Raw genomic sequence first — 12,885 nt, 5'->3', positions numbered from 1 at the left:
TCTGCCGGGCCGCCGCCCCGCCCCCGCTTCCGCCGCTCAGGGCACCGCCTCGCCCAGCAGCTCGCCGACCCAGGTGTGGAACGCGGCGATGTGGTGCTCGACGGGCACCAGTACGCCCCCGTCCCGGTAGGCGCGCGAGGACATCGCCGGCTGGCAGCGCTCGCAGGCGGCGAAGTCCTGGCGGTTGACGCGGTCGAACAGCTCCACCGAGCGCGACAGGTCGACGCCCGAGTACACCACGTCGGGGCTGTAGAGCCAGTCGCATTCGATCAGGGTGCGGTCGGGCGCCAGCGGGAACATCCGGTGCACGATCACGTGGTCGGGCACCAGGTTCACGAACACCTGCGGCGGCACCGTGACGGCGTAGTAGCGCCGGTCCTGCTCCTCGGCGAGCCCGTCGAGGCGGCCGAACCCGGCGCCGCCGTCGACGGTGAACCCGGCGACGCCTTCGCCGAACTCCGCGCCGTGGCCCACGTAGTACTGGGCCGCGTACCCCTCGGCGAACTCCGGGAGCACGTCGGTCAGCTCGGGGTGGATGGTGCCGCAGTGGTAGCACTCCATGAAGTTCTCGATGACCAGCTTCCAGTTGGCGGCCACGTCGTAGGAGACGCGCCTGCCCAGGGCCAGCTCTGCGACGCCGTAGCGCTCCACGGCGTGCTCGTCGCCGAGGCGGGCCGCCACCGCCTGCCGCACCGTCTCCTCGAACGACGGCGGATCGTCGGCCAGGCACACCCACACATAGCCCAGCCACTCGGCGACGTGCACCCCGATCAGGCCGCGCTCCCGGCGGTCGACGCCGGGCATGTCGGCCATGTTGGGCGCGGCGGCCAGGCGCCCGTCCAGGTCGTAGGTCCAGGCGTGGTAGGGGCACTGCAGCGAGCGCCGCACCTCGCCGGACTCGGCCGTGCACAGCCGCGCGCCGCGGTGCCGGCACACGTTGAGGAACGCCCGCACCTCGCCGGAGCGGTTGCGGCAGACGAGCACGCTCTCCCTGCCCACCGCGGCCGTGCGGAAGGCGCCCGGCCGGGCCAGGTCGGCGCTGCGCACCGCGCAGAACCACCGGGCCTCGAAGATGCGCTCCTGCTCCCGGGCGAACACCGCGGGATCGGTGTAGTAGCGGCCGGGCAGGGTGGCCAGCAGTTCGGCGGGCGCGGCAGCGGCGGTGCTCGGATCGGTCGCGGTCATCGGGGCACCTCCTGCCGGGCCGCGGGGCGCTCGGCCGCGGCCCGCCGCGGCCGCGGGTCGAACAGGCCGATGGGATGCGCGGTCGTCCCCGTCATCGCCAGGTCGGCGGCGATCTCCCCGATCACCGGGGTGAACTTGAAGCCGTGCCCGGAGAATCCGCAGGCCACGGTCACCTGGGGGTGCTCGGGGTGGACGGCGACCACGAAATGCTCGTCGGCGGTGGTGGTGTACATGCAGGCGGCGCCGCGCAGGAACCGGCCGGGCAGATCGGGCACGCGCTGCTCCAGGTGGGCGGTGATGGCCGCGATCTCCTCGGGGTGGATCGCGCGGTCCAGGGTCTCGGGCGTGCAGGGGCGGCCGCGCCGGAAGAACGCGGTCTTGACCCCGCCCTCGGGCCCCTCGTAGGCGGGGAAGCCGTAGATCTGCACGCCGGGCGGGTCCTCCCAGACATAGACCGGGTGGCGCTCGGGCGCGAAGGGCGCGGTACCGCCGCGCGGCGCGAACCAGTACTGCACCTGGCGCTCGACGGTGAAGGCCACGCCCAGGTCGGCCAGCAGCCGCGGAGCCCAGGCACCCGGGCACACCACCAGCCGGCCGGCGGTGTAGGCGCCGTCGGCGGTGGTGATGCGCACCCCGTCGCCGCCGGGAAGCGCGGTCCAGGTCTCGGCGGGTTCGCCGAAGCGCAGGTCGGCCCCTGCGCGCTCGGCCAGGCCGATGTGCGCGGCCACCGCCGCCTCGGGCCGGACGAACCCGCCGCGCGCCTCGTACAGGGCGACCTCGTCGGGGCGCGGCGCCAGAGTGGGGTAGCGCCGGCGGATCTCCGCGGCGTCCAGCATCTCGTGCGGCAGCCCCCACCGCCGGGCCGAGGCCCGGCTGCCGGCGACGGTGCGGGACTCGGGCCGGCCGATCATCAGTGCGCCGGTGCACGTCAGCAGGTCCGCGCCGGAGTCGTGCTCCAGCGCTTCCCACAGTTCGTAGGCGCGCAGCAGCAGCGGGACGTAGTCGGGGTGCTCGAAGTAGGCCTGGCGGATGATGCGGGACCCGCCGTGGCTGGATCCCCGGTCGTGGGCGGGGCCGAAGCGCTCCAGGCCGAGCACGCGCTGCCCGCGCGCGGCCAGGTGGTAGGCGGCGGCGCTGCCCATCGCGCCGAGTCCGATGACGGCGGCGTCGTAGGAGCGGTCCATGGTCGGTGCCTCCTCGGGGCGGCGGAACACGGCCTCAGCGGCGGATGCGGGCCATTTCGGGGTCGACCAGGGGCTCGGTCGCCACGGTGGCGGCCAGCGCTTCGCCGAAGTACTCCACCCGCACCGCGGTGCCGGGGCGGGCGGCCTCGGCGGGCAGCCAGGCGTAGGCGATCGTGCGGCCGAGCGTGGTGCTGTAGGCGGCGCTGGTGACGTAGCCGGCCGGTACCCCGCCGACCAGTACGGGCTCGCGGCCCATGACGGCGTGGGCCGGATCGTCCAGGGTCAGGCAGCTCAGCCGGCGCCGCGGCTCGCGCTCGGCGGCGGCCGCGGCGGCGTCCCGGCCGACGAAGTCGCCCTTGTCCAGCCGCACGGCGAAGCCCAGGCCGGCCTCGTAGGGATCGTGCTCGGTGGTCATGTCGGTGCCGGCCAGCCGGTAGCCCTTCTCCAGCCGCAGGCTGTTGAAGGCGCCGCGCCCGGCCGCGACCGCGCCGAGGCCGCTGCCGGCCTCCCACAGCGTGTCCCACAGCCGCAGGCCCAGATCGGCACCGGTGTAGAGCTCCCAGCCCAGTTCGCCGACGTAGGAGACCCGCAGCGCGAGCACCGGCACGTGGCCGATGTGGACGCGCCGGGCCTTGAAGAACCCGAAGCCCTCGTGGGAGAGGTCGTCGCCGCTCAGCGGTTGCACCAGGTCGCGGGCCAGCGGCCCCCACACGCCGATGCAGCAGGTGCCCGGTGTCGTCTCGCGCAGCACGACCGAGCCGTCGCCGGGCAGGTGGGCGGTGAGCCAGTCCACGTCCAGGTTGCTGCTGACCCCGACCTGGAAGGAGTCCTCGTCCAGCCGGGTCACCGTCAAGTCGCTGCGCACCCCGCCGCCGGGGTCCAGCAGCAGCGTGTAGGCGACCGAACCGGGCTTGCGGTCGAGCTGGTTGGTCGTCATGCGCTGCAGGAACTCCAGCGCGCCGGGTCCGCTGACCTCCAGGCGCTTCAGGGGCGTCATGTCGTACAGCGCGACGCCCTCGCGGGTGGCGCGGGCCTCGGCGCAGACGATCGGCGAGTGGTAGCGGCCGGCCCAGGCGTCGCCCACCGCCGCCTCGTCCTCGGGGCGCACCAGGGGCGCGTTGGCTCCGTACCAGTGCGGCCGCTCCCAGCCGCCGCCCTCCAGGAAGAACGCCTCCAGCTCGCGCTGGCGCTGGTAGAAGGGGGCGGTGCGCAGCGGGCGCGGGTGCTCCATGGGCTGCTGCGGGTGGACGACGTCGTAGACCTCGACGAAGCTCTGCCTGCCGCGGTCGGCGACGTAGGCGGGCGAGAGCTGGGCCTCCTCGAACCGGTGCACGTCGCACTCGTGGACGTCGGTGGTGGTGCGGCCCTGCGTCATCCACTCGGCCACCGCCTTGGCCGCGCCCGCCGAGTGGGTGACCCAGACGGCCTCGGCCAGCCAGAAGCCGCGCAGCCGCCGCGACTCGCCCAGCAGCGGCATGCCGTCGGGCGTGAAGGAGAAGACGCCGTTGAAGCCCTCCTCGACCTTGGACTCGGCCAGCTCCGGCAGCAGCTCGACGCTGTCGCGCCAGCTCGGTTCGAAGTCGGCGGCGGTGAACTCCAGCATCGACGGCATCGGTGCGGCCGCCTCGGCACCCGGCTCGGCGATGTCGTCCAGGCGCACCGGCATCGGGCGGTGGGCGTAGGAGCCGATCCCGATGCGGTCGCCGTGCTCGCGGAAGTAGAGGTCGCGGTCCTGGTGGCGCAGTAGCGGGCGGCGGGCCTCCAGATCGGGCGGGTTGTCCACGCCCTCGACGGGAGCGGTGTAGGCGTACTGGTGGGCCATCGGCAGCAGCGGGACCTCGACCCCGGCCATGCGCCCGATGGCCGGACCCCAGAACCCGGCGGCCGAGACCGCGATGTCGGCGGGGAAGGTGCCGCGGTCGGTCACCACGCCCCGCACGCGGCCGCCGTCGCGGTCGATGCCCACGACGGTGTGGTGGTCCAGGAAGACCGCGCCGCGGGCCATGGCCGCGCGGGCCTGGGCCTCGCCTGCGCGCACCGCCTTGGCCAGCCCGTCGTCGGGGGTGTGCAGACCCCCCAGGACCCGGTCGGCGTCCAGCATCGGCCACATCCGCGCGCACTCCTCGGGGCCCACCAGCTCGGCGCGGATACCCCAGGAGCGCGCCAGGCCCAGCTTGCGCCGGAGGTCGTGCAGGCGCTCGGGCGCGGTGGCCACCTCCAGCCCGCCCACGGCGCGGAAGCACCACCGGCCGTCCAGCTCCAGCCGCGAGTACTTGGCCACGGTGTAGGTGGCGAAGGCGCTCATGGTCCTGGACGGGTTGGTGGAGAACACCAGGCCCGGCGCGTGCGAGCTGGACCCGCCGGTGGCGAAGAGCGGACCCTGTTCGAGGACGGTGACATCGGTCCACCCCCGGCTGGTGAGCTCGTCGGCCAGGGCGCAGCCGACGATTCCCGCGCCGATGACGACGACGCGCGGGTGCGGGGCGGAACGGGTGCGGGGCGGTGGTCCGGCAGCGGCGGCGGTACTCATGGGCTCCCCTTAGCGGCGGGCGACCAGGCGAAAGCAGGTTGCGCATCATGCACCGAACTGCGTGATGTTCAACAGGCTGGAACCGGTGGGACCCCCGCGTCAAGCACCCGAGCGTTAATCAATATTTCGCGGAAGTTGCTGATCAGTAGGGATTTTCTGAGGCCTTGACGGCGCCTGGGAGGGCGGTCGAGACTGTTGCGTGATAGGCGCTCCGTTGCGCATTAGGGGACATTTGATCTTCAGGGTCGTCTGCAGCGGGTTCCTGCGCCGCGGATCCCATCGCTTGCCACCTCGGCCTGCGCGCGCCGGCGCGGCAGAGCAGAACAGCACATCTTCGTCCGCACCGAGAGGAGGAGCTCGCCATGATCTATGCCTGCCACCTGGAAGACCTGCCCCAGGGGGAGTCGCTGCGGGTGATGGCCGACGTTCCCATCGCGCTGTTCAACGCCGACGGCGAGATCTACGCCGTCGACGACACCTGCACCCACCAGAACGCATCGCTCTCCGACGGCTGGCTGGAGGGCTGCTTCATCGAATGCCCGCTGCATGAGTCGGCCTTCGACCTGCGCACCGGAGAACCCAGCTGCCTGCCCGCCAAGCGCCCGGTGCGCACCTACCCGGTCACGGTGGCCGACGACGGCGGCGTCTACATCCACGCCACCGCCGCCGAACGCGTCGCCGAGGGCGCGGCATGAGGGCCGTGGCGGTGGTCGGCGCGTCCCTGGCCGGCCTGGAGACCGCACGCGCGCTGCGCGACCAGGGCTTCGAGGGGCGCCTGACCGTCGTCGGCGACGAGGCCCGCCCGCCCTACGACCGCCCGCCGCTGTCCAAGGAGTACCTGCTGGGCAAGGTCGGGGCCGCCGACATCGCCCTGCTCGACGCCGACGACGAGGCACGCCTGGAGATCGACTGGCGGCTGGGCGTGCGCGCCGTCGGCCTCGACCGGACCCGGCGCGCCGTCGCGCTCTCCGACGGCACCGAGGTCGCCGCCGATGCGGTCGTGGCCGCCACCGGCGCCGCGCCCAGGCGGCTTCCGGGCAGCGCCGGGATGGCCGGGGTCCACGTCCTGCGCAGCCTGGCCGACGCCGACGCGCTGCGTGCCGACCTCACCGCCGGCGCGCCGGCGGTGGCCGTCATCGGCGGCTCGTTCATCGGCGCCGAGATCGCCTCGGCCTGTTCGGCGCTGGGTCTGGAGACGACCGTCGTCGAGGCCCTCGGCACGCCGCTGGAGCCCGTGCTGGGCCCGCAGGTCGCCGGCGCATGCGCCGGACTGCACGCCGACAACGGCGTACGGCTGCTGTGCGGCGTCCCCGTCCGCGGCCTGCGCGGGCGCGAAAGGGTCACCGGCGTCGAACTCGCCGACGGCACCGTCGTGCAGGCCGACGTGGTGGTCATGGGCATCGGAGCACGGCCCAACACCGACTGGCTGCGCGGCTCGGGCCTGGAGCTGGACGACGGCGTCGTCTGCGACACCGGCCTGCTCACCGCCGCCGGAGGAGTCGCCGCCGTAGGCGACGTGGCGCGGCTGCGCGGAGCCGACGGCGCGAGCGCGCGGGCCGAGCACTGGACCAGCGCGACCGAGCAGCCGGTTGTGGCGGCCGCCAACCTGCTCGCCGGGCGCACCGTCCGCGAGTACCGGCGCACTCCCTATTTCTGGTCCGACCAGTACGGGATGCGCCTGCAGTTCGCCGGAGAGGTCCGGCCGGGCGACGAGGTGCGGATCGTGGAGGGATCGTTCGCCGAGCGCTCGTTCGCGGCGGTCTACGAACGCGGCGGCGAGCCGACCGCCGCGGCGGCCGTGAACCGGCCGCGAACGTTCACTCGGCTGCGCCGCGGGATTGGCCGGGCGGCGGCCCCGGTGTAAGCCGCCGCCCGGAGCTGCGTACGCAGGGGAGGCCGCCGCCGGCCGGAGGGGGAGACCCGGCCGGCGGCGGCGGGGGGTCGGGGAGCGGTGTCGGTCAGCGCACGCCCATCAGGTGGTCCAGCGCCAGCTGGTCCAGGCGTTCGAAGTGGTAGCCGCGCTCGCCCGCCGAAGCCAGGTCCAGCTCCTCCGACATCAGGTCGGAGAGCGACTCGCCCTGGGCGAGCGTGGGCACCGACAGCTCACCCACGCGCGAGGCCTCCAGGGCCGCCTGCACCTCGGGGTCGGCGCGGAACGCCTTGGACTTCTCCCGCAGGATCAGGTAGTTGCGCATGCAGCCCGCGGCCGAGGCCCACACGCCCTCCATGTCCTCGGTCCGCGGCGGCTTGAAGTCGAACTGCCGCGACCCGGTGTATCCGGCGTTCTCCAGCAGGTCGACGAGGAAGAACGCCTCCCTCAGGTCGCCGGCGCCGAAGCGCAGGTCCTGGTCGAACTTCACGCCCCGCTGCCCGTTGAGGTCGATGTGGTAGAGCTTGCCGTGCCACAGCGCCTGGGCGACGCCGTGGGCGAAGTTCAGCCCGGCCATCTGCTCGTGGCCGACCTCGGGGTTGACTCCCACCATCTCGGGGTGGTCGAGCTCGTTGATGAACGCCAGCGCGTGGCCCACGGTCGGCAGCAGAACGTCGCCGCGCGGCTCGTTGGGCTTGGGCTCCAGCGCGAACCGCATATCGTAGCCCTGCTCGCGCACGTAGGCGCAGAGGATGTTCATGGCCTCCCGCAGCCGATCGAGCTGGGCGCGGTCGTCCTTGCCGGCCTCGGACTCGGCGCCGTCCTGGCCGTTCCAGCACACGTAGGTCTGCGCGCCCATCTCCGCCGCCAGGTCGATGTTGCGGATGACCTTGCGGATGGCGTAGCGGCGCACGTCGCGGCTGTTGGAGGTGAACCCGCCGTCGCGGAACACCGGGTGGGCGAACAGGTTGGTGGTGACCATCGGCACCGCCAGACCGGTGTCCTCCAGGGCGCCGCGGAAGCGCTTGAGGATCTGGTCGCGGGCCGAGGCGCCGCTGCCGGGCGGGATGAGGTCGTCGTCGTGGAAGGTGATCCCGTAGGCACCCAGGTCGGAGAGGCGGCGGACGGCGTCGACGGCGTCCAGCACCGGGCGCACCGGCTCGCCGAAGGTGTTGACGCCGCGCCACCCCACCGTCCACAGGCCGAAGGTGAACTTGTCCTCGCGGACGGGCTGGTAGTCGTTCATTGTCGAGTCCTCGCTCAATATCGGCTCGGGGAGCGGATCCGGTCCCCGTAGCGGGTCTTCGCCGGCGCCGGTCAGGCGACGGCGGAGCGCGCGCGGGCGTAGCGCTCGCGCACGTCCGGAGTGGGGTCGGCCTCGTAGACCTCCGCGCTGCCGGGCCCGGACCACTCCGGCGGCTCGGGGGTGCCCGCGAGCACCCAGGCGGCCTGGCGCGCCGCGCCGTCGGCGACGTATTCGCCCGGTGGGGGCACGACGACCGGCCGGCCCAGGATCTGGGGCGCGATCGTGCGCACCGCCGCCGAGCGGGCGGCGCCGCCGATCAGCAGCACGCGGTGGACGGGCACGTCCTGGGCGGTCAGCGCGTCCACGGCGTCGGCCAGCCCGCACAGCATGCCCTCGACGAACGCGCGGGCTATGGCGGCGGGGTGGAGGTTGGCCCGCGTCATGCCGTCGAGGCGGCCGGTCGCGTCGGGCAGGTTGGGGGTGCGCTCGCCGTCGAGGTAGGGCAGCAGCGTCAGCCCTTCGGCACCGGCGGGCGCCGAGAGGGCCAGGCGGCCGAACTCCTCCAGGTCGACGCCGAGCATCCGCGCGCCGGCGTCGAGGACGCGGGCCGCGTTCAGGGTGGCCACCAGCGGCAGGAACCGGCCGGTGGCGTCGGCGAACCCGGTCACCAGACCGGAGGCGTCGGCGACGGGCTTGTCGGAGACCGCGAAGGCGGTGCCCGAGGTCCCCAGCGACACGACGACGTCGCCGGGGCGGGCCTCCAGTCCCAGGGCCGCGGCCATGTTGTCGCCGGTACCCGGTGCGACGGCGCCGATCTCGGGCAGGCCCGGCACCTGCACCGGACCGGCGTTCTCCGCGGGCCGGGCCACGCGGGGCACGCTCAGGTCCCGGCCGAACGCCATGCGCAGCAGGTCGGGGCGGTAGGTGCCCTGCGCGGTGTCGAAGTAGCCGGTGCCCGAGGCGTCGCCGCGGTCGGTGACGGGGTCGGTACCGCCGCGCAGCCGCCAGGTCAGCCAGTCGTGGGGGAGCATGACCTGTTGGGTCCGGGCGGCGTTGTCGGGCTCGTGCTCGGCCAGCCAGCGCAGCTTGGTGACGGTCAGGCTGGCCACGGGGACGCTGCCGACCGCCTGCGCCCATTCGGCCGGGCCGCCGAGTTCGCGGATGAGGTCCTGGGCGGCGCCGGCGGATCGGGTGTCGTTCCACAGCAGGGCCGGGCGCACGACCTCTCCGGCGCCGTCGAGGGCGACCATGCCGTGCTGCTGGGCGCCGACGCCGATGGCGGCGACACCGTCCAGCAGGCCGTCGCCGCAGGCCTGCATCAGGGCGTCCCACCAGTGCCGCGGGTCGATCTCGGTGCCGTCGGGGTGGGACGCCTTGGCGTTGCGCACCAGCAGTCCGGTCTCCGCGTCGCGCACCATGATCTTGGTGCCCTGGGTGGACGAGTCCACTCCCGCGACCAGCATCGTCGGACCTCCAAGCGCGTCGTGATCTGGGGTGATCGGGATGGGGGAAGGGGTCTGCGCGCTGGGTCGGCATGGGAACCGGCGCACACCGCGGTGGGATTAGTTTGGTCTCCGGACTAACTAGAAGTCAATCCCGTCATGAGAAGAAAGACGCTGGTGACCGGCCGCGCCGAGGCGGCCGTGGGGCGTCGCCGCCACGAGGCGCGAGCCCGAGGACGGTGTCGGCCGCCGCCGCGCTGCGGGCGGCACCGGGCGCGCCGAGCGGCGGAGGGCCTGCCCTGGGCGGGGCGCCCGGCATCCCTCCGCCGAAAGGCGGCGTCAGCCGAGGTCGTCGAGGATGCGCCGCAGGTAGCGGGGCGTCTCCGAGGCCGGGGCGGCCTCCAGGCAGAGCCGGTCCATGACCGCCATATAGTGGTCGGTCTCCTCGGGCTTGTCGAAGTAGACCGAGCTGGTCAGCTGCTCCAGGTAGACGACGTCGGGCAGGTCGGCGCCGGTGAACCGCAGGATGCTGAACGGGCCGCCCGCCGCGGCGTGCCCGCCTCGCGCGAAAGGCACGATCTGCAGTGTGACGTTGGGCAGCGTGGCCATCTCGATGAGGTGCTCCAGCTGCGCGCGCATGGCGTGGGTGCCGCCCAGCGGTCGGCGCAGTGCGGCCTCGTCCACCACGGCCCACAGCCGCGGGGCGTTGGGGCCGGTCAGGCGCTCCTGGCGGGTCATGCGCAGATGCACCCGGCGGTCGATCTCGTCGACGGGGGCGTTGCCGTGCCCCAGCATGATCACTGCGCGGGCGTACTCCTCGGCCTGCAGCAGGCCCGGCACGAACTGCAGTTCATAAGTGCGGATGATCGAGGCGGCCTCTTCCAGGCCGACGTAGACCTCGAACCAGCTGGGCAGGACGTCGCTGTACTTGTGCCACCAGCCGGGGTTGTTGGCCTGGCGCGCCAGGGAGAGCAACGTGCTCCGCTCCTCGGGGTCCTCGACGCCGTAGAGGGAGAGCAGGTCGGCGACGTCGCGCTCCTTGAAGCTGACCTGACCCAGTTCCAGCCGGCTGATCTTGGCGTGCGACGCGCGGATCTCGTAGCCGGCGTCCTCGCGGCTGATGCCCTTGGCCGTGCGCAGCCGCCGCAACTGGGTCCCGAGCAGGATGCGCAACACAGTGGGCCCGCCCCGGGACTGGGCGAGTACATTCGCGGGAGGAGTGTCCTCATCCGGCCGCGCTATCTCCATTTTGCCCCTCCGAGAGCAGCTGACCGAGCCAGTGAATCAGAATAGCGGCCCTTACGGCAATTGCCGCAGAAGGCCGTGCACGCTCGGTATCGTCACCGAACGCTGTTAGGTGCACACGCTGTGAGCAGGCGAAGACGGATCCGTGATGATCTCGGCGGCCCGCCGGCATGCGCCGGAGCGGCGGCCTGCCGGGCCGATGGGGGTCTGTTGCCGCAGAATCCATTGAATTGCGATGCCATTGCCGAAAGAGCCACGGATTTCCGTGAAGATATGCGCGAGGGCCGCTGATTGCGCTGTTACCACCGGAAGCGCTCGCCACTCCCTCGCGCGCGTGCGCGCGCGAAAGGTCATCGGGAGTGCGAAGAAACAGACAGGTGACGCGGAGCGTCTCCGTTGGGGCGGCGGCGGGTGACGGGCGGGCAGGTGCGCGGAGCGTCTCCGTTGGGGCGGCGGCGGGTGACGGGCGGGCAGGTGCGCGCAGCGTCTCCGTTGGGGCGGCGGGGAGTGACGGGAGGGGGCGCAGACGTCTTCGCCGGGGAGGAGGCGGGGTTGCGGGGCGTCGCCGTCGAGAGTGGGAGGCGGAGGGAGCGGTGTCCGCTGGAGGGGTCCAGGCCGGCCCGGCCATCCCCGGAGGCGTCACGGGGGTCAATGTGGGGCGGGGGCGGTTCTGGGAGCGCGGACCGTCCCATCCTCGGATCCGGTCGCGCTGCGGGCCACCCGCGCCGGGCCGCCTACGCTCGCAGGCGTCTCAGTCGAGCAGGTGATCGAACTCGCCCTGCTTGGCTCCGCGGACGAAGGCAGTCATCTCCGCCGGCGTGTAGATCAGAGCGGGACCGTGGGGGTGGCGCGAGTTGCGCATCGCGATCGCGCCGTCGGGAAGGCGGGCGACCTCCACGCAGTTGCCGCTCGGGTTGCTGAGCTCGGACTTGCGCCACACGGCGCCCCTGAGACTGCTGGCGGGGATGCCGTTGTAGGTCTGCTGCATCTGTGCTCTCTCTTTCGGTCCTGTCGCGATACCAAGATCATCCGCGACTCGCGCGCAGACTACATGATGCACGTGCATATGTGCTTGCAGGGGTGCTTGCGTCAGTAAACCATGTTAACTGCGGCGATAACCGGCAAAGAGTCCATGATGGGGCGTTTCGCTCCACTATGCGCGTATGGGGACCTTCGTCCGCAACCACCGAGTCGGATTCGGGTCTCCGCTTCCCCTGCTGAACGGAGGCATTCGCTGTAGCGGTCAGGTGCGATGCTGTGTGCTGCACAGACGTGATGAATGCGCAGGGTGGGACGTACAGGCGTTCGTGTGGTTCGCTTAAGTTTTCATAACGAAGGACTACGGGGGGGACACGCGGCGTTCTTCTCACTAGACTGCGTTTTGCACATGCATTCGTGCTTACGTCTGTAAGCGACGACCGAGAAGGATGCAAGTGGACCCGTACGGTGCGAGCCCGACAGCGCAAGGAGCGCGATGACTGCGCACTCTGCCCACTTCAGAGCCGGTGGCCTCTTCCTGGAGTCCGGGAGCGGCCGAGTTCCGTCGGCCCGTGTCGGCGACGTGCCGGGGGGATGGCAAGGCCTGTCCCTGGCGCCGCTGCCCGTAGGGGACCACTTCATCCGGCCCATCACCGCGGTGTGCGGGCTGGGCTTCCACCCCGCGTCGGTCAAAAGGGCCCGCGACTTCGCCGCCGGCGTGCTGGAGGACTGGGGGCTGGAGCGCCTCTCCTGCGACTTGCGCCTGGTCGTCTCGGAGCTGGTCACCAACGCCTGCCGGCACGCCGCGCCGGTGGAGACCGCGATGCTCTCGGAGTGGTCGATCCAGTTCGGGATGGTCCGCGGCGACGGGGAACTCACCTGCATGGTCTTCGACCCGAGCCTGGTGGCGCCGGTGATGGGCGAGCCCGAGGGCTTCGGCGAAGGCGGGCGCGGCCTGCGCCTCATCGACTCCTACAGCTCCGACTGGGGCTGGAACATCCTCGACGGGCAGGGAAAGGTGGTCTGGGCGGCGTTCTCCATTCCCGACGCGCCCTGAGGGGCACCACCCGATCAACCCCTCGCCCTTCCGGATAGGGCGCCGCCGCCGGTCTCGGCGGCGGCGCCCGCTTCTTTTGCCGCCCGCTCCCGCCAACACGGCGCGTGCGGGCGCGCCTCCGGCGCATTCGGCCGCGCGGCCGAATGCG

At 72.6% G+C, this 12,885-nt stretch carries 10 protein-coding genes; 3 read left to right on the top strand and 7 right to left on the bottom strand.

The window, feature by feature from the left end; translation table 11 throughout:
• Positions 1–36 precede the first annotated feature (36 nt).
• From FZ103_RS17145 to FZ103_RS17135, 3 genes are read right to left on the bottom strand one after another with little or no spacing between them, the layout of a single operon-like run.
• On the bottom strand, positions 37–1,185 hold the full coding sequence (locus FZ103_RS17145; protein WP_156002506.1) for an aromatic ring-hydroxylating dioxygenase subunit alpha: 1,149 nt from the start codon (positions 1,183–1,185) through the stop codon (positions 37–39).
• Entirely contained in the window at positions 1,182–2,369 is a 1,188-nt protein-coding gene (gene solA / locus FZ103_RS17140; protein WP_156002505.1) for an N-methyl-L-tryptophan oxidase, read from the bottom strand. Before solA ends, FZ103_RS17145 begins: the two co-directional genes overlap by 4 nt.
• A gap of 34 nt (positions 2,370–2,403) precedes the next feature.
• Positions 2,404–4,899 carry an FAD-dependent oxidoreductase gene (locus tag FZ103_RS17135; RefSeq protein ID WP_156002504.1) on the bottom strand — a complete coding sequence of 832 codons (2,496 nt, stop codon included), beginning with the start codon at positions 4,897–4,899 and terminating at the stop codon, positions 2,404–2,406.
• Positions 4,900–5,261: 362 nt separating this feature from the next.
• Between FZ103_RS17135 and FZ103_RS17130 the strand changes: the two genes are divergently transcribed.
• Positions 5,262–5,594, top strand: a complete 333-nt coding sequence (locus tag FZ103_RS17130; protein WP_156002503.1) for a bifunctional 3-phenylpropionate/cinnamic acid dioxygenase ferredoxin subunit — start codon at positions 5,262–5,264, stop codon at positions 5,592–5,594.
• Positions 5,591–6,763, top strand: coding sequence for an NAD(P)/FAD-dependent oxidoreductase (locus FZ103_RS17125; RefSeq protein ID WP_156002502.1), 1,173 nt, complete (start codon positions 5,591–5,593; stop codon positions 6,761–6,763). The genes FZ103_RS17130 and FZ103_RS17125 overlap by 4 nt, the downstream gene beginning before the upstream one ends.
• 94 nt (positions 6,764–6,857) lie before the next feature.
• On the opposite strand, the gene xylA is transcribed toward FZ103_RS17125, so the two are convergent.
• The 4 genes from xylA to FZ103_RS17105 form a co-directional block, all read right to left on the bottom strand.
• A complete protein-coding gene (gene xylA / locus FZ103_RS17120) occupies positions 6,858–8,015 on the bottom strand; it encodes a xylose isomerase (RefSeq protein WP_156002501.1) in 1,158 nt (385 codons plus the stop codon).
• Positions 8,016–8,086: 71 nt separating this feature from the next.
• Positions 8,087–9,478 (bottom strand): xylulokinase, encoded by a 1,392-nt coding sequence (gene xylB / locus FZ103_RS17115; protein ID WP_156002500.1) that lies wholly within the window; start codon positions 9,476–9,478, stop codon positions 8,087–8,089.
• Positions 9,479–9,796: 318 nt separating this feature from the next.
• On the bottom strand, positions 9,797–10,705 hold the full coding sequence (locus FZ103_RS17110; RefSeq protein ID WP_156002499.1) for a helix-turn-helix transcriptional regulator: 909 nt from the start codon (positions 10,703–10,705) through the stop codon (positions 9,797–9,799).
• A 748-nt stretch (positions 10,706–11,453) separates the two neighbouring features.
• On the bottom strand, positions 11,454–11,690 hold the full coding sequence (locus FZ103_RS17105; RefSeq protein ID WP_156002498.1) for a DUF397 domain-containing protein: 237 nt from the start codon (positions 11,688–11,690) through the stop codon (positions 11,454–11,456).
• Positions 11,691–12,176: 486 nt separating this feature from the next.
• Between FZ103_RS17105 and FZ103_RS17100 the strand changes: the two genes are divergently transcribed.
• Complete coding sequence (locus FZ103_RS17100) at positions 12,177–12,737, top strand: ATP-binding protein (protein WP_156002497.1); 561 nt, start codon at positions 12,177–12,179, stop codon at positions 12,735–12,737.
• Positions 12,738–12,885: the final 148 nt, after the last annotated feature.

It is taken from the genome of Streptomonospora sp. PA3, assembly GCF_009728995.1.
In the GTDB taxonomy this organism is placed as follows: Bacteria; Actinomycetota; Actinomycetes; order Streptosporangiales; family Streptosporangiaceae; genus Streptomonospora.
This window is presented reverse-complemented; position numbering and strand designations above follow the sequence as displayed.

What these genes read in the sequence shown, in the direction of transcription:
- FZ103_RS17125 (WP_156002502.1), top strand. Translation starts at nt 5,591, where the DNA reads ATGAGGGCCGTGGCGGTGGTCGGCGCGTCCCTGGCCGGCCTGGAGACC.
- FZ103_RS17110 (WP_156002499.1), bottom strand. Translation starts at nt 10,705, where the DNA reads ATGGAGATAGCGCGGCCGGATGAGGACACTCCTCCCGCGAATGTACTC.
- solA (WP_156002505.1), bottom strand. Translation starts at nt 2,369, where the DNA reads ATGGACCGCTCCTACGACGCCGCCGTCATCGGACTCGGCGCGATGGGC.
- FZ103_RS17135 (WP_156002504.1), bottom strand. Translation starts at nt 4,899, where the DNA reads ATGAGTACCGCCGCCGCTGCCGGACCACCGCCCCGCACCCGTTCCGCC.
- FZ103_RS17100 (WP_156002497.1), top strand. Translation starts at nt 12,177, where the DNA reads ATGACTGCGCACTCTGCCCACTTCAGAGCCGGTGGCCTCTTCCTGGAG.
- xylA (WP_156002501.1), bottom strand. Translation starts at nt 8,015, where the DNA reads ATGAACGACTACCAGCCCGTCCGCGAGGACAAGTTCACCTTCGGCCTG.
- FZ103_RS17145 (WP_156002506.1), bottom strand. Translation starts at nt 1,185, where the DNA reads ATGACCGCGACCGATCCGAGCACCGCCGCTGCCGCGCCCGCCGAACTG.
- xylB (WP_156002500.1), bottom strand. Translation starts at nt 9,478, where the DNA reads ATGCTGGTCGCGGGAGTGGACTCGTCCACCCAGGGCACCAAGATCATG.
- FZ103_RS17130 (WP_156002503.1), top strand. Translation starts at nt 5,262, where the DNA reads ATGATCTATGCCTGCCACCTGGAAGACCTGCCCCAGGGGGAGTCGCTG.
- FZ103_RS17105 (WP_156002498.1), bottom strand. Translation starts at nt 11,690, where the DNA reads ATGCAGCAGACCTACAACGGCATCCCCGCCAGCAGTCTCAGGGGCGCC.